We start from the raw sequence: 15,459 nt of genomic DNA, 5'->3' as shown, positions 1-15,459 counted from the left end.
CCTGGCCATCTCCGAAGATTGCCGGACGCGGGCTCTCGGCCCCCGGCGTCAGTCGGATACGGTCATGCTGCGGTCGGGTCGGGAAGCGTCTGGCCGGCATCGACGGGATCCCGGCTCTCCCGCGGCAGGACGAAACGCCCGGTCAGATACCAGAGCGCGGACACGACGAGGATCGAGAGGTAGCCGTCCACGGCATAATGCCAGCCGGTATAGACCGAGCCGAACAGGATGAGCGCGGCAAAGGACCAGCCGGCGACGGCCCACCGGCGCCCGAAGCCGGCGAGGAAGAGGGCGTTGAGCGTGACGAAGGCGACATGCATGCTTGGCATGGCCGAGATGCCGCCGCCCAGTTCGGGGCGGCCGCTTTCGTAGGCCGCGAGCAGATAGGTGGCATAGAGATGGACCGGCGCGGCGAAGCCGTTCCGCGCCAGTGCGGCTTGCAGTGCCGCAAAGCGGTCGCCGCCGTAGAGCTGGTCGTGGAAGATCGGGCCGGCGGACGACAGCGCCGTGGCCAGAACGGTTCCGCACAGGATCGTGGTCAGTGCGAATGCCCAGAGATAGCGCAAACGCCTTGCCTTGTCGTTCCAGAAGGCGACGAACAGCAAAGTGCCGAACCATTGCAGGTGCCAGCCATACCCATAGCCGATGAAAATGAGGGCCGAGACCGGTCCGGGAACGATGCTGTGCGTCCATGTCCAGGGATCGGCGCCATGCAGCCGAAGATCAAGCTCCGCCAGCATGCGGTCGGCATAGAACGGGACGATCTCCGGGATGGCGATCTTGAAGGCGGTGAAGGCGGTGAGGCCGAGAAAGAACAGGAGGATCACCGGGGCGGCGCCCAGCCAGCGCTGCCTGAACATATCGAGCATGAACCTGGTCGGGCTATGCCTGGCAAATGTCAGCGCCACCAGGCCGAGGCCGGCGCCAAAAAGCGTGGGCAGGAAGAAGACGAACGGCTGGGCGTAGGATTGCGCCAGGTGCAGATAGCGGCCCGGCTGCAGGCAAAGCGCGGCCAGGGCATAGGCCAGGCACAGAGCAGTCAGCAGCCAGCCGCTCCTGGTCGCGGCGATGTCCAGGTCAAAAACCGCAAGCGAGCGGCGATCGCCACCCCGCTGCCCCGCGCGCACACTCATCGAACGACATCCCGCCCATAGGACTACTAGGGGTATTTCGCAGATGGAGTATTACTTTTCAGTTACATTTCTAGGAGGCAAAGTTTTTTGAAATATTAGACGTTTTTAATTCTTCCTTTTTCATCAAGGAATCGTTGACGAAGATGTCATCGTGCAATGCATAGGTATTGACAAGGCGGTTGCCTATCTCGAACCCGAAAGGCCGCCAGGCTTCGGCGAAGCGGGCCACCGCCTGGACGGCGATGGCCCTGCAAATCAGCCGGCCTTGATCAGGCCGAGCTGGGTGAGGGCGGCGACGCCGTCATCGAGGCCGATCTCCTCGACGATCCTGCCGTCGATCACCTTCAGCACGGTGGTGCCGGTGAAGCGCATGGCCCGGCCGGTGGCGGCTGGCAGCGAACCGGCGAGGAAATCGCCGAAGGCCGGACCGGTATGCGTGCCGCCGCCTTCCCACTGGCCGACGACATAATCGCCCTCGGCGATGAGATCGGCTGTGGCCCAGAAGTTGAGGTCCGGGAAAGCGGCGCGGAAATCGGTCATGAAGGCCTTGATGTCGTCGCGGCCCCGGCGCGGCTCATGCAAGGAATATTTGAGCAGCATGTCGGGTGCCGCGATGTCGTCGACCACCGACAGGTCGCAGGTCTCACCCCAGAAGTCGGTGAACCATCTGACGACGACGGCCTTGTTGTCTTCCTGTTTGGTCATTGCGAGGTTCCTTTTGTGTTTGCCAAGGTGCGCCGGATTGACAGGCGACCTGGGGCAATCACTAGGACGATAGGCGGCGCGCAAAACTCCGGTTCTTGCCGGCCAATCGAAAGACGGGAGGAAAGTGGCCGGCGCGGGCATTTCCCCTTGCCGGCTATTCGCCCAGGGCGATCGCATATGACTGGCTGGCGCTCTATGATTACCCCCACCCCAACCCCTCCCCAGAAGGGGGAGGGAGACTTAGGTAGGCGCTGATTTCCGTGGCAGCGTTCCCTCCCCCTTGTGGGGAGGGTTAGGGTGGGGGTCCTCTTCGTAAAAAGAGCCCATATGCGATCCTCCCTGTTGGCCCATCACGCTACCTTTCAGCACAACGCAGCTTGTTCGCGGTCGAACCTCAGGATTGGCGTGCCTTTTCGATGCCGAAGGCAGTCATGCTGCCGCCGATCAATTCGTCACCCTGCTTCCGCAGCGTCTCACCCGCCTCCAGTATATCGCGCGCCTCGCGGTTCTGGCTCAGCTTGAATTTGCCTGTCAGGCGGGTGATCTCGATTTCGATGCCGACGATCGCCTTCAGCATCTTGTCGATGTAATCCTTGGGACTATCGGTCATTTTCCACGGGGCCGCCTGCGTCGCCTCATGCGTGCGGGTGAGGCGGGCGACCAGGCCCCGCACGTATCGCTCGTCGTCCCGGATCGTGGCCCGGCCATGCGCATGGACCACAAGGTAGTTCCATGTGGGAACCTGCTTCTTGAACTCGCGCTTGCTCGGATACCAGTTGGGAGAGATGTATGCGTCGGCGGCGCGGAACACCACGAGCACCTCATCGCCGGTCGACACGTCTTGCCAGACAGGGTTGGCGCGCGCGACATGGCAGTGAAGAATCCCATTTTCCCCCTCGGCCCTGTTCGTCTCGAACGGAAGGTGGTTGGCGTCGAGGCCGGACTGGCCGTTGGTTACGAGCATGCCGAGCGGGTTCTTCTCGATCAGATCGAAAAGAACCTCTGGACGGTTTTCGGCAAAGTGTGGGGGTACGTACATGTGAACTCCTGGCGGCAAGTATGGTGGATCTTATGGGGCGAAGGCGTGTTCAGATCTCGGCCATCTGGAAATCGGCTTTGGCGGCACCGCAGTCAGGGCAGCCCCAGTCCTCCGGCACGTCTTCCCAGCGCGTTCCCGGCGGTATGCCGTCGTCGGGCCAGCCCTCTCGCTCGCTGTAGACGAGACCGCATAGGACGCAGAGCCACGTCTTGTAGGGCGCGTTTTCGTTGACGAATTTTTCAAGCGTCTGACTGGTTCTGTAGCTCATGGGGTGCTCCATTTCTCGGAACCGCAAATGGGCTCGCTCGATTTCCGGGGCACCCTGTATCCGGATTGGTCCAGTTCACAGGACCAGTATTCGTCATTTTCGCTGAACCACCTCATGGCAATCTGTCGCCGATGCGGGATCGTGTCAGGCCTCAGCCGAAAGATGTGTGGTAAGCGGACCACGTATCGCTCCGGCGAGAACGTCCTTGAGCCGCCGCACCGCTGCGCGGAGTTCGGCGGGGGTGAAGCCGCCAAAGCCCAGCATCAGGCCGGACCGGGCAGGGGGATTGGCAAACATCGGCGAAATCGGCCTGACGACCAGGCCGGCGCTGCGTGCCTCTTCGGCAACCTTCACATCATCGATACCGAGGGGCAACCAAAGCACGAGATGCATGCCTTGATCCGAGGGCTGCAGTGTCGCCCACGAGGGAAGCTCCTGTTCGATTGCCTCGATCAGGGCTGCCCGCCTCTCTGCGTACACGCCGCGAATCCGGCGCACATGCGCCTCGAAAAGGCCCTCGCGCATGTAACTCGCCAGGACATGCTGATCGGGCGTGGGGGAATGGCGGTCGATCATCGCGCGCGCGCCCGCGAAAGCATCGATCAGGGGCACCGGCACGATCGCATAGCCAAGACGCAGCGATGAGAACAGCATCTTGCTCATCGTGCCGAGGTAGACGACCCGGGACGGGTCGAGCCCTTGCAAGGAGGGGAATGGATATCCCGCGTATCGAAGTTCGCTGTCATAATCATCTTCCACCACCCAGGCATTGTTGTTGCGTGCCCATGAAAGCAGCGACGTACGTCTTGGCATGCTCATGGGCATGCCGAGGGGATATTGGTGGGACGGCGTGACGAAGGCGGCGCGGGCGCCCGGACATCGAAGAATCGCTTCCTTGACGTCGATGCCTTGGCCATCGACGGGGACCCGACAGGCCGTGATGCTAAAGTTGCCGAGCACGGCCTCAATCCCCGGATAGGCCGGATCCTCGGCCCAGACCGCATCGCCGCTCGCCAGCAGCACCGTTGCCGCAAGGAACAGACCCTGTTGCGTTCCCGCGGTGATGATGACCTGTTCGGCGCTGCACTTCACCGCCCGCGCCTTGCGGACATATTCGGCTATCGCCGAGCGCAGTTCCGGCAATCCTCTTGGATCGATATACCCCGAAGGTGCCGCGGGGCGGGTTGCCCGCACCCGGTTGCCCAAACGCCGCCATTTGTCGTCAGGCGCAACATCGCCGCCTGGATGTGCGATCGCGAAAGGTTGGGTTCCCTGCGGGGTCAGTGCCTTTGAAACGGCAGCGAGACGGGCAACATTTGTCGGTAGGGGCAATTCCCCGGCCAGCGTGTCAGGCGTCAACTCCCGTGAAAGCGCTTCCGGGGCGGCCTCATGGACACTCGCGACAACCGTGCCGCTTCTTGCCCGGGCTTGAATATATCCTTCCGCATAGAGCTGGTCGAAGGCTTCAACAATGGTGCCCCGGGCCATTCCAAGAGCAGCGGACAGCGCCCTGGTCGAGGGCAGGCGCTGCCCCGGCTTCAATTCGCCCTTCGCAATCGCATCCCGAAGTGCTTGCGTGAATTGCTGACCAATGCGGCCGCTCGTCCGATCGAAGGACCGTAGCGACGCAATAGTGATGAGGTCTTGCCGCCGCGCCATGCCTTTCTGGACCACTCTCTTTTAAATTTTCTGGTCAGAATAGTAGGCCAAACAAATCGGAAGATGAAGATCGCTCGTAACGGAGGAAGATGAGGGTGCCTGGCTCGGCAAGGCCTGCCGCGTATGACGGCCGCCGCAACGATCCTGCTGAGCCGCGCCGGTAACGGTTTCTTCTCTGGTTCTGACGCAGATTGCGCGGGGTGGGGTGGACGAAACAGAATATGGCGCGTCAGGACAGGAAAAGTCGCAACGGAGAGTTTTGGGCGCTGGCGCTCGAACGCGCTCATCTCGGCGTCTGGGACTGGGATATTGCGAACGGCAGCTGCTACTATTCGCCGACATGGTGGCGCATGCTCGGCTATGAGGAGGGCGAGCTTGCCAACACGGCTGATCTCTGGCTGCAGCTGACGCATCCCGATGACCGCGAGCGGGCACTGGCCACCGGCGACGCCCACATTGCCGGCCTGACCGCGTCGATCGACACCGAACTCAGACTGAGGCACAAGCAGGGCCACTGGGTATGGGTGCTCGACCGCGGCGGCATCGTCGAGCGCGACGCGTCCGGAAAGCCCATCAGGCTGATGGGCGTGCAAACCGACATTTCCAAGCAGAAGGCGGCCGAGGCCGAAATCGAAAAGGTCAATGTCCGCTTCCGCCTGGCGCTCGCGGCCAGCGGCACCGGCATCTGGCACTACGACATCGCCACCAACAAGAGCTATTGGGACGCCCGCACCAGGGACATGTTCGGCTTCGTCGCCGATACCGATGAGGTGACGGCCGACCTCTGGCACAGCTATCTGCACCCCGACGACAAGGAAGCCACCGAGCGCGCGCACCTGCCGCCACCCGGCTCGGACGGCGTCACCGCCTCGCAATACCGCATCATCAGGCGCGACGGCGAGATCCGCCATGTCGAATCGCTGGTGCGTTTCGTCGCCGCGGCGGGCGCTGCCGGCCAGATCCTCGGCACGGTGCGCGACATCACCGAGGACAAGCTGCGCGAACAGGAGCTTGCCTTCGCCGCCCGCCACGACGCGCTGACAGGCCTGTGGAACCGCGCCGCCTTCGACAGGCTGCTTGCCGACCATATCGCCACGGGCGTGCCGATGGCGGTGTTCTATGTCGATCTCGACTACTTCAAGGCGCTCAATGATTTCGCCGGCCACGCCGCCGGCGACCTGGCGCTGAAGAGCGTCGCCGCCGGCATCCGCGGCTGCCTGCCGGCATCGGCGCATGCGGCGCGGCTGGGCGGCGATGAATTCGCGCTGCTGGCGCCGCATTGTGACGCCTCCCAGGCCGAGCGGATCGCCACCGCCATCCTCGCCGCCGTGCGCGAGGCAGATCTTGGCCAGGCCGTGTCGTCGCGCAAGCTGGCGGCCTCGATCGGCATCGCTTTCATCGATGACGCCAACACCACGGTGGCCGATGCGCTGGCCTGCGCCGACGACGCCTGCTATGCGGCGAAGGCCGCCGGACGAAACCGTTTCTCGGTGTTCTCGGCCGAGGCGAGATCAGGGTCCGGCGGCCTCAACGCGGCGCGCGTCGCCGCCGACACCGTCGATGCGATGGACGATGGGCGGCTGAAGCTGTTCGGCCAGGAGATCCACCGGCTGGGTCGGCCCTGGCGAGAGAGCCGCCACGTCGAAGTGCTGGCCAGGCTCGTCGGGCGCGACGGCCGGCTGGTGCCGCCGGGCGCGTTCATTCCGGTGGCAGAGCGGTTCGGCATCGCCTCCCGGCTCGATCGCTGGATCATCCGCACCGCGCTGTCGCGCCACGGCGCCGCGATGCGCTCGGGCGCGCTGACGCTCGGCTTCAACCTGTCGGCGCAGACGCTGAGCGACCCAGGGCTGTGGGACTTCGTCGACAGCATCATCGAGGAAACCGGGGCGCCGCATTCCGGCATCGGCTTCGAGATCACCGAAACCGCCGCCGTCACCAATTTCGACGCCGCCGAGACGTTCGTGCGCAAGGCGCGCGAGCGGCGCTGCAAGGTCAGCCTCGACGATTTCGGCGCCGGCATGAGTTCGTTCGAATATCTCAGGCGCTTTCCGGTCGATGCCATCAAGATCGACGGCTCCTTCATCGAGCACATCGCCGAGAGCCGCTTCGACCGCGAGATCGTGTCGGCCATATCGGGCATTGCCCGCAGCGTCGGCTGCGCCGTGGTGGCCGAGAAGATCGAGCAAGCGGAGACGCTCGGCATCCTGCAGGCGATGGGCGTCGATTTCGGCCAGGGCTTCCTGCTGCACCGGCCTGAACCGCTGGAGCAGATCGTCACCCGCGCGATCGGGCCGGCACACGCGGCACCGGCCCGCAAGGCATCCTAGAGCAATTCCGGACGGAAAACCGTTTCACACTTTTCCTGGAATTGCTCCAAGTCCCGTTTATGCATGTCGCGTCCCAACCGGGGCCGCTTCGGGGCGCGATGCATTGGTCAGAAGGATTGCCGCGCCGTGGCTCGCGGAAATTCCACCACTCCAGCCTCCGGCCGCCTGTGCTGTGCTTCCGCAACCGTCTCGATCAGCAGGTCGAGGGCCTCGCACGCCAGGCGGCTCGTCTCGTCATTGCCGCGCAGATAGTGATAGGCGCGTTCGAGGTGGATACGGGCGGCTGAAAAATCGCTGGTCAATGGTCCCTCCATGATCCCGCCCCGATGTATTTTGGGCGGCCCGGCGGAACGCGGGGTAAATATCCACAGGCGGGTTTTATTCAAATGCGGTTGGATCTTGTGAGGAAAGGCGCGGCGGTGAAGCGGCTGATCTCCCCCCTCGTGGGGGAGATCGGCGGTTTCACGGCCGCGCTGTCAGGAGTGAGGCCGCCCAACTCTTTGCCAGGCCGTGCGGCGTGGCTAGAGTGGATCTTCCTGTTCAAGGTGACGTCCATGATCGTCCAGGCCTGCATCAATGGCGCGCGTCCACGCGATTTCCATCCAAAGCTGCCCTTGACGGCGGAGGCGATGGCTGGCGACGCCGCGGCCTGCGTCGCTGCGGGTGCCGCCGAACTGCACATCCATCCGCGCGGTGCGGACGGGCGCGAAAGTCTGGCCGCTGTCGACGAAACGGTCCTCGCGGTGCGCCGGTCCTGTCCGGGCACATTGATAGGCGTGTCGACCGGTGCCTGGATCGAGAATGATATCGAGCGGACCCGTGCGGCGATCGCCGGGTGGCGCGAGCTGCCCGACTACGCCTCGGTCAACCTGTCGGAGGCCGACGCGCCCGCCGTGATGGAACTGTTGCGCCAGCGCGGCGTCGGCATCGAGGCGGGGCTTGCCACGACAGAAGATGCAGAGCGCTTCGTGGCGCTTGCCGACCACGAGCGGGTGCTGCGCATCCTGATCGAGATCGACATCCCGGACTTGCCCGCAGCACTCGACGAGGCGCATAGCATCGCCGCCGTGCTCGAGCGCGCGGAAATGCGGCGGCCGATCCTGCTGCACGGCGCCGACGTCACCGTCTGGCGGTTCGTGGAGCTTGCGCGTCAAAAGCGCTGGTCGACGCGGGTCGGGCTGGAAGACGGCAAGACGCTCGCCGACGGAACGATGGCAAAGGACAATGCGGCAATTGTTGCCGCGGCCGCGGCGATTTTTCGCTAAACGGAAATTTGTCCATGGTTGAAGACCGATGCCGGCAGCAGGCGTGCCGGTCAAGCTCCCGGCATCGCGCCAACGATAGTATCCTGGTACATTCGCATAAGCGTTTGTTAGTCATCTGAAATCACATTTCAGTATTGTTTGTTTGTTATTGGGTGAGGTGCGCAGGGGGGCGATGGCTTGACCGGAAGCAATGTAACGACACCGGCCACATGGCGGGAAATCGCCCGTTACGCGGTCAGTTGTCCCAGCCCTCACAACACGCAACCTTTCCGGCTGCGCATCCGCAGCGACAGTGAGGCGGACATCATCTTTCTGCCGCGACGCGGTTTGTGGGTCGCCGACCCGCATGGCCGCTTTACGTGGCTGACCGCCGGCATCTTCGCCGAGATATGCGCCATCGCCGCCCATGGCCTGGGATACGAGCTCGATTGCAGCACGGATTTCTCCGGGATGTATCCCGGCGGCGATACCGAGACGCCGCAAATCATCTCGCGCCTGACGCTGATGCAGGTGGCGGGGCCTGTCGCCGATTTCGATCCGCAATTGATGCTCGATCGCCACACCTCCCGCCTCCCCTACGACGGGCATGCGATCCCCGAGGCGCTGCTTTTGGACATGCAGGCTGAAGCGCAGCGCACCGGCCACCGCTTCGAGGCGCGCAGCGATGGCCAGGCGATCGACCGGGTGATCGAGCTCAACCGCCAGGCGCTGTTCCACCACATGATGAACGCGCCGATCCGCAACGAGCTGGTGCGCTGGCTGCGCTTCGGCACGCGCGAGGAAGACATCACCGGCGACGGCCTGTCGGCGCGCTGCCTCGGTTTTTCCGCCCGGCTGCTGAAGAGCTTCTTCACCAGCCCGGGATTCTGGACCTTGCCCGGCATTAAAAGCCTGGTCGGGTTCGTCTATGGCCGCAGCATGAGGGGCGTCGGCACCATCGGCTGGCTGCGCGGCCCTTACGTGACCATGGAGGACTGGTTCAACGCCGGCACCACCATGTTCCGTCTCTGGCTGATCGTTACCCGCCACGGCTATTACTGGCAGCCCTATGGTTCGGTGATCACCTCGGACGAGGCGCGCACCAACATGATCAGCTATTTCGGCATGCCGGATGAAAAAGGCGGAGCCGACATGGTCTGGCTGCTGCTGCGGCTCGGCAAGAGCGAGACCCCACCCCTGAGCTGCCGGCTCCCGTTCGAGGACATCATCCTATGCGGCTGATCAAGCAAGCGGTGCGGCCTTTCTTCCTGGCGCTGGTGGCGCTCGTCAACGTCGTCGAGCGCGCCTTCGCGTCTTCGCGACACGCTTACAAGATCCTGCTCGTCCCAGGTTTCGAGCGGTTGCGCTGGGGCGTCGGCGCCTGGCGTGCCTGGGCGAATTTCTATCATGCCTACAGGCGGGTGCCGGCCTATCGCGACTATATCGACAGGTTGGGCGGCAAGCCCGAAATCATGCTCGACCACGTCACCAAGCCGGACCTGACCTCGATTCCCGAAATGGACAAGGAGAGTTATGTCAAGAAATACAAGCAGGAAGAGCGGCTGCTGGACGGCAAGCTGCCGTCGATGGGGGTAATGGTCGATGAATCCTCCGGCAGCAGCGGCACGCCGACAAGCTGGGTGCGCGGCAAGACCGAACGGCTGATCACCAAGCAGATGATGCAGATGACGTTCCTGCGCATCACCGGCGAGAACGAGACCCTGTTCATCCTCAACGCCTTCGCGCTCGGCGCCTGGGCGACCGGCATGAACGTAGCGATCTCCTTGACTGATACGACGATCCTGAAGTCGACGGGCCCGAACCTCGACAAGATCGTCAACACGATCCACGAGTTCGGTCCGCGCTTCCGCTATGTGGTGATGGGTTATCCGCCGTTCCTGAAGACGCTGGTCGACGATCCGCGGCTCGACTGGTCGCAGTACACGATCGATGCGGCCTTTGGCGGGGAGGGCATTTCGGAAAGCCTGCGCGACTATCTCCTGAAAAAATTCCGCCGTGTCGTCGGCAGCTACGGCGCCTCCGATCTCGAGGTCAATCTCGCGCTCGAGAGCGAACTCACCATCAACCTGCGCCGGGCGCTGCTCAGCGACGAGCGGTTGCGCGAGGCCATCATCCGCGTCGGCTACGGCGTCACGCCAATGATCTTCCAGTATAATCCGCTGGCCTATTATCTGGAGGAGAACGCCAAGGGTGAACTGGTGGCGACGATTTCGCGGCCCTACAACATCTCGCCCAAGATCCGCTACAACATCCACGATCGCGGCCATGTGCTGCGCTTCGGCGAATTGAAGCGCATCCTGCGCGACACCGGGCATGGCGACATGCTGAAAAACAGCGGCCGTATCCTCGATCTGCCGCTTTTGTTCATCTACGGCCGCTCCGACATGTCGATCGAATATTACGGCGCCAAGGTCACGCCGGACAGTTTGCGTGAGATCCTGTTCGGCCTCGACGTGCTGGCGCCGGTGCTGTCGACCTTCCGCCTCATCTCCTATGAGGACGCCGCCCACAACAAGCGCATGGAAGTGGCTGTCGAACTGGTCGAGGGTGCGACGCTGCCGCTGCCAGTCGAAACCTTGCAGGAGACGGTTTTCGAAAAGCTTGCCGCCATGAACGGCGATTTCCTCAACGCCTGGAAGCGCACCGCAACGCCGGATAACATGCCGGAACTCAAGGTATTTGCCTTCAACACCGGACCGTTCGAAGGCGGCCAGCGGCGGCTGAAGAACGAGTATGTCGCCTCGAACATCAAATACGACAAGCTTTAGCTGGATCTTCCAGCAGGAGGCCCCAACCAGGGCTCGTGCCTTACCCGTAGAGCGGCCTGGTCAAGCAATGGACGCCGCCGGTCGCCTTCGCGATCTCGGTGCCCTTGACGAGCTGGATGGTTACGCCGGCGGCCTCTTCCAGGGTAGCCTTCAGTTCGGCCGGAAGATCGAAGGCAAGATAGCGGCGATCGCCCAGCGGCAACAAGTTGCAGCGTTCATGGGCGATGGCGTCGGCCTTGTCGCATCGAACGATCGAACAGCCCAGCGCCTCTGCATAGGCAAGCGGGTTCACTGGGCTGAGCCGGCGATCCTCGTCGATGAGGAAGCCGGCGCCGAACATGCCGGCCGCGGCCAGGATGACCTTGTTGGGCAGCACGGTGAAGCCGGTGTCGAGATGCAGCAATTCGGGGTCGTGCGAGAGGCCGATAATGTAGTCGACATGGTCGGGGATAAGGTCGAGCGCCAGCTTGATCGCGGCCGCCTTGGTGGTGCGCACGCCAAAGCCGACAAGCAGCACACGCCGGCCATCGAAGGTCACCGGCAGAACATCGCCGCCCTCCAGATATTCGTCATGCTCCAGGCGGGTGAGCGGCGTCATGCCCAGTCTTTGCAGGGCAGCGGTGACGATTTCAGCCTCGCGGGCGCGGCTCGGCAGTGCCGGCCGGGTCGGAATGAATGTCGACGGTGACCACGGCAAGGTCACCGAACTGTCACGCATGAAAATCAGGTTCGGATTGCCGGCGGCTTCCAGCCGGTAAGGCTCGTGGTCGGCAAGCACATCATCGAGATAGAGCGTGTCGACATGGCTTCCGATCAGGCCGGCGAAGGCGTCATATTCGGCGTAGAGTTCGTCGACATGTGGAAGGTCGAGGAAATTGAGCGCCGCCAACCGTTCCCTGGACAGGTTCTCCAATGACGAACCGTGCCTGGGATGATGCATGAGAATGCGTCTGGGCGGCACATGGTATTCGGAGAAATCGTCCTCGGTGACGGTGAGCAAGGAAACCCCTCCGTTGGCGTCGCGCAAACCCTAGCGTCGATATCCTCATAAATGGTTAGGCGAGCGCCGTGGCGATCTTGCGACAGAGCGCCGGCGGCATGGTGGTGCGGCGTCAGGCCTGCCCGTCGGCACTACCAGCCGCGCAGAATGTGTTTCTGGAGCTTGCCGGAGGCGGTGCGGGGCAGGGCCTGCGTAAACACGAACTCCTTCGGCACCTTGTAGCGGGCGATGCGGGCGGCGCAATGGCTTGTCAGGCCGGCCGGATCGAGAACCCGACCGGGCTTCACCACGACGAAGGCGCGGCCGACTTCGCCCCAGCGCTCGTCGGCGACGCCGATCACGGCCGCCTCGGCGATGTCGGGATGGTCGAGCAGCACCATCTCGATTTCGACGGGATAGACGTTCTCGCCGCCGGAAATGAACATGTCCCCGCGGCGGTCGACGAGGGTGACGAAGCCTTCGTCGTCCTGCCTCGCGATGTCACCGGTGCGGAACCAGCCATCGGCGGTGAAGGCGCTGGCCGTCTCTTGCGGCCGGTTCCAATAGCCCGGCGTGATCGAAGGGCCGGACAGCCATAGCTCGCCTGGCTCTCCGGCTGCCACGTCGCGGCCGGTGTCATCGACGATGCGCAGACCGATGGTGGGCGCCGGCAGGCCGGCCGAGCCCGCCTTGCCTGCGATCCGCTCTGCCTCGACCGGCATGCCAAGCACGGTGCCTGCTTCGGTCATTCCGAAGCCGTCGGCCATGCGGATGCCCTGCGCCAGCCACCAGTTGATGTCGGCGGCCGGGTTGGGCGCGCCGCCGGTGAAGATGGCGGTGAGCGAGGTCCAGCGCGCCGGGGCAAAGTCGGGGTGGTCGCGCAGCATCCTGGCCATCTGCGGGACGCAGAAATAGTGGGTGACGCCAAGTGCCGGATCGGCCAGGCGACGGTTGGTGGCGCCGGCGTCGAAGCCGGGCGAGATCAGCACCGTGCCGCCCTGCAGCAGCGGCGGACGCAGGCTGGTGAGGAGACCGATGACATGGAACATCGGCGCGTCGCAGAGGAAGACGCTGGCATTGCCGACCCGCCCCAGCACGCCGAAATTGACCGCGGTGGCAAAGGCATTGCGTTCCGTGACGATGACGCCCTTTGGCCGGCCCGACGTGCCCGACGTGTAGAGGATGACCGACGGCGCGTCGCCGGCAGGCAGAGGACGGCGCGGCGCCGGTGCCTGCGCCGCGACTGCTTCAGCGAAGGCCGGGACTTCGACCGGTAGGCAGCCCTTGGGCAACGCCATCCCGGGGGCGGCGTCATGCAGCAGCAGAACCGGGTCGCAATCCTCAAGGATTGCCTGCCGTTCCGCGCCGGCGAGCCGCCAGTTGAGCGGCACGAAGATGGCGCCGAGCCGCATGGCGGCCTGCTGCAGGATCAGGAGATCGGCGCTGTTGCGGGCAAGCGTGGCGATGCGTTGCCCCGGTTCGACGCCATGGCCGCGTTCGAGAATGGCGACGGCGCACTGGATGGCCTCATCGAAGGCGCGGTAGGTCCAGCGCCGGCCGGATGCCAGGTCGACACAGGCAAGACGATCCGGCTGGGCGCTGGCGTGCAGGGCCACGGGATCCGACGTCGTCCAGTCCGGCATTCGCGTCTCCTCCCCAGGACAAGCGTTGTGTCTACTGGATCACCTTGCCTTGTCGTAGGCGCCAAGGCCGGGCTTGTAGCTCTTGTCGTCGATGAACTGGCGGATGCCTTCCTTGCGGCCTTCATTGTCGTGGAAGTTCGCGGCCTCCTGCGCCCGGACCAAATAATCCTCGGCATTGTCGTAGGTCATCTCGGCGACGCGGCGGATGGCGTCCTTGGTCGCTTTCAGCGCAATCGGGTTCTTCTTCAGCAAGGTGTTGGCGACCTCGGTGACGCGCGCCTTCAGGTCGGCCAGCGGCAGGCTTTCATTGACCAGCTTCCAGGCGGCGGCCTTCCTGCCGTCGATGAGTTCGCCGGTCAGCGCGTGGTACATGGCATCGCGCATCGACAGGAGGTCGACCACGACCTTGGTGGCGCCGCCGCCGGGCAGGATGCCCCAATTGATCTCGGACAGGGCAAATTGCGCCTCATCGGCGGCAAAGGCGAGGTCGCAGGCAAAGAGCGGACCGTAGCCGCCGCCGAAACACCAGCCATTGACCATGGCGATCGTCGGCTTGCCGTACCAGCGCAGGCGCCGCCACCAGCCATAGGCTTCGGATTGCGCCTTGCGGATGGCGCCGAGACCCTTGGCCTCGGTGTCGCGAAAATACTCCTTGAGGTCCATGCCCGCCGACCAGGCGCTGCCTTCGCCCGACAGCACGAGCACGCCGACATCGTCGCGGAACTCGAGCCCGTCGAGGACTTCCATCATTTGCCGGTTGAGCGCCGGATTCATGCAATTGCGCTTGTCGGGACGGTTGAAGCGCACCCAGGCGATGCCGTTCTCGACATCGAAGGCAACGGTCTCTTCGGTCATGGTCGGCGTCCTCCCGCTTCAGCATCGGTATCGGAAATTGCTATGCAGCATAGCGATCACGAATGCTATGTCGCATAGTCTTTTTCACTTGACAAGGGCCGGGATCGCGGCGATCGGTTGCGGCATGGACGAGACCCAGCTTCACCGCGGCCGAGCCGCGAAAGACGCAATGTCCGACGACGCGCTCGATGCGCAGATCGGCTACAATCTGAAGCGTGCCTCGGCTTTCGCGCTCAATGATTTCGCGATCGAACTGGCCGACGTGGACCTGCGCCCGGTCACCTACGGCATGCTGGCTTTGATCGATGAGAGGCCCGGCATCCGGGCGGCAGAGCTGTGCCGCCGGCTCGGCATGAAAAGCGCCAACATGGCGCCGCTGCTCGCCGAACTGGAAGAGCGCGGGCTGGTCGAGCGCGACGATCATGCCGAGGACAAGCGGGTGCGGGTGCTGACCCTGACGCAGGCGGCGAGAGAGGCCATGCCGCCATGGCGGCAACAGGTTCGCCGGCACGAGGACCGGTTCCTGCAGCGGCTGACGAAGAAGGAGCGGGCGATGCTGCTGCGCCTGCTGCGCCTGATCTGGACGGGCGAAGGCTGAGGGGGCCTGCCTGGCTGTCTCGGGGCTCGCGATGCGGAAATTTTCTGCAACAGGCGCGCTCCTTATTTCTGAAACCGGGTCAGAAACTGAAATAACATCGACCCAGTCGTCACAAGAGCGGGTCACACGATCGGCACCGCCGCAACCCCACATGTTACTTGAGCAGCGGCTGAAATGAGGGCACGTTCAGGCACGTCGCGGAGGATTGTGTCCAACTGTT

Annotated in this window: 14 protein-coding genes; 5 read left to right on the top strand and 9 right to left on the bottom strand. The window is 63.9% G+C overall.

Annotation, left to right across the window (positions count from 1 at the left end):
- Positions 1-62: 62 nt before the first annotated feature.
- The 5 genes from JT360_RS03160 to pdxR all read right to left on the bottom strand — a co-directional run bounded on the left by JT360_RS03160 (position 63) and on the right by pdxR (position 4,804).
- The gene (locus JT360_RS03160) at positions 63-1,133 is read right to left on the bottom strand and encodes a phosphatase PAP2 family protein (protein ID WP_214470080.1); all 1,071 of its coding nucleotides are present in this window, start codon (positions 1,131-1,133) and stop codon (positions 63-65) included.
- Between the two features lie 255 nt (positions 1,134-1,388).
- Positions 1,389-1,838, bottom strand: coding sequence for an ester cyclase (locus tag JT360_RS03155; RefSeq protein WP_214470079.1), 450 nt, complete (start codon positions 1,836-1,838; stop codon positions 1,389-1,391).
- 394 nt (positions 1,839-2,232) lie between these two features.
- Positions 2,233-2,877 (bottom strand): FMN-binding negative transcriptional regulator, encoded by a 645-nt coding sequence (locus tag JT360_RS03150; protein WP_214470078.1) that lies wholly within the window; start codon positions 2,875-2,877, stop codon positions 2,233-2,235.
- A gap of 49 nt (positions 2,878-2,926) precedes the next feature.
- Positions 2,927-3,145 carry a rubredoxin gene (locus tag JT360_RS03145; protein ID WP_214470077.1) on the bottom strand — a complete coding sequence of 73 codons (219 nt, stop codon included), beginning with the start codon at positions 3,143-3,145 and terminating at the stop codon, positions 2,927-2,929.
- 144 nt (positions 3,146-3,289) lie between these two features.
- The gene (gene pdxR / locus JT360_RS03140; RefSeq protein ID WP_214470076.1) at positions 3,290-4,804 is read right to left on the bottom strand and encodes a MocR-like pyridoxine biosynthesis transcription factor PdxR; all 1,515 of its coding nucleotides are present in this window, start codon (positions 4,802-4,804) and stop codon (positions 3,290-3,292) included.
- A gap of 221 nt (positions 4,805-5,025) precedes the next feature.
- Between pdxR and JT360_RS03135 the strand changes: the two genes are divergently transcribed.
- Positions 5,026-7,131: an EAL domain-containing protein gene (locus JT360_RS03135; RefSeq protein WP_214470075.1), complete on the top strand. Its 2,106-nt coding sequence runs from the start codon at positions 5,026-5,028 to the stop codon at positions 7,129-7,131.
- A gap of 107 nt (positions 7,132-7,238) precedes the next feature.
- On the opposite strand, the gene JT360_RS03130 is transcribed toward JT360_RS03135, so the two are convergent.
- A complete protein-coding gene (locus JT360_RS03130; protein WP_214470074.1) occupies positions 7,239-7,433 on the bottom strand; it encodes a hypothetical protein in 195 nt (64 codons plus the stop codon).
- A gap of 252 nt (positions 7,434-7,685) precedes the next feature.
- On the opposite strand from JT360_RS03130, the gene JT360_RS03125 reads away from it, so the two are divergent.
- The 3 genes from JT360_RS03125 to JT360_RS03115 all read left to right on the top strand — a co-directional run bounded on the left by JT360_RS03125 (position 7,686) and on the right by JT360_RS03115 (position 11,164).
- Positions 7,686-8,396 carry a 3-keto-5-aminohexanoate cleavage protein gene (locus JT360_RS03125; RefSeq protein ID WP_214470112.1) on the top strand — a complete coding sequence of 237 codons (711 nt, stop codon included), beginning with the start codon at positions 7,686-7,688 and terminating at the stop codon, positions 8,394-8,396.
- A 177-nt stretch (positions 8,397-8,573) separates the two neighbouring features.
- Positions 8,574-9,617 (top strand): nitroreductase family protein, encoded by a 1,044-nt coding sequence (locus tag JT360_RS03120; RefSeq protein WP_214470073.1) that lies wholly within the window; start codon positions 8,574-8,576, stop codon positions 9,615-9,617.
- Positions 9,608-11,164 (top strand): phenylacetate--CoA ligase family protein, encoded by a 1,557-nt coding sequence (locus tag JT360_RS03115; protein WP_214470072.1) that lies wholly within the window; start codon positions 9,608-9,610, stop codon positions 11,162-11,164. Before JT360_RS03120 ends, JT360_RS03115 begins: the two co-directional genes overlap by 10 nt.
- Before the next feature lie 40 nt (positions 11,165-11,204).
- Here the strand turns inward: JT360_RS03115 and JT360_RS03110 are convergent, their stop codons facing one another.
- The 3 genes from JT360_RS03110 to JT360_RS03100 form a co-directional block, all read right to left on the bottom strand.
- Complete coding sequence (locus JT360_RS03110) at positions 11,205-12,164, bottom strand: dimethylarginine dimethylaminohydrolase family protein (protein ID WP_214470071.1); 960 nt, start codon at positions 12,162-12,164, stop codon at positions 11,205-11,207.
- Positions 12,165-12,295: 131 nt separating this feature from the next.
- Positions 12,296-13,786 (bottom strand): AMP-binding protein, encoded by a 1,491-nt coding sequence (locus tag JT360_RS03105; protein WP_214470070.1) that lies wholly within the window; start codon positions 13,784-13,786, stop codon positions 12,296-12,298.
- A 39-nt stretch (positions 13,787-13,825) separates the two neighbouring features.
- Entirely contained in the window at positions 13,826-14,641 is an 816-nt protein-coding gene (locus JT360_RS03100; protein ID WP_214470069.1) for a p-hydroxycinnamoyl CoA hydratase/lyase, read from the bottom strand.
- 124 nt (positions 14,642-14,765) lie between these two features.
- Between JT360_RS03100 and JT360_RS03095 the strand changes: the two genes are divergently transcribed.
- Entirely contained in the window at positions 14,766-15,239 is a 474-nt protein-coding gene (locus JT360_RS03095; RefSeq protein ID WP_214470068.1) for a MarR family winged helix-turn-helix transcriptional regulator, read from the top strand.
- Positions 15,240-15,459 lie beyond the last annotated feature (220 nt).

Origin of the sequence: Mesorhizobium sp. dw_380 (assembly GCF_018588885.1) — a bacterium.
Taxonomy (GTDB): domain Bacteria; phylum Pseudomonadota; class Alphaproteobacteria; order Rhizobiales; family Rhizobiaceae; genus Mesorhizobium.
The sequence above is the reverse complement of the archived record's forward strand: the minus strand, read 5'-3'. Positions and strand labels throughout refer to the sequence as shown.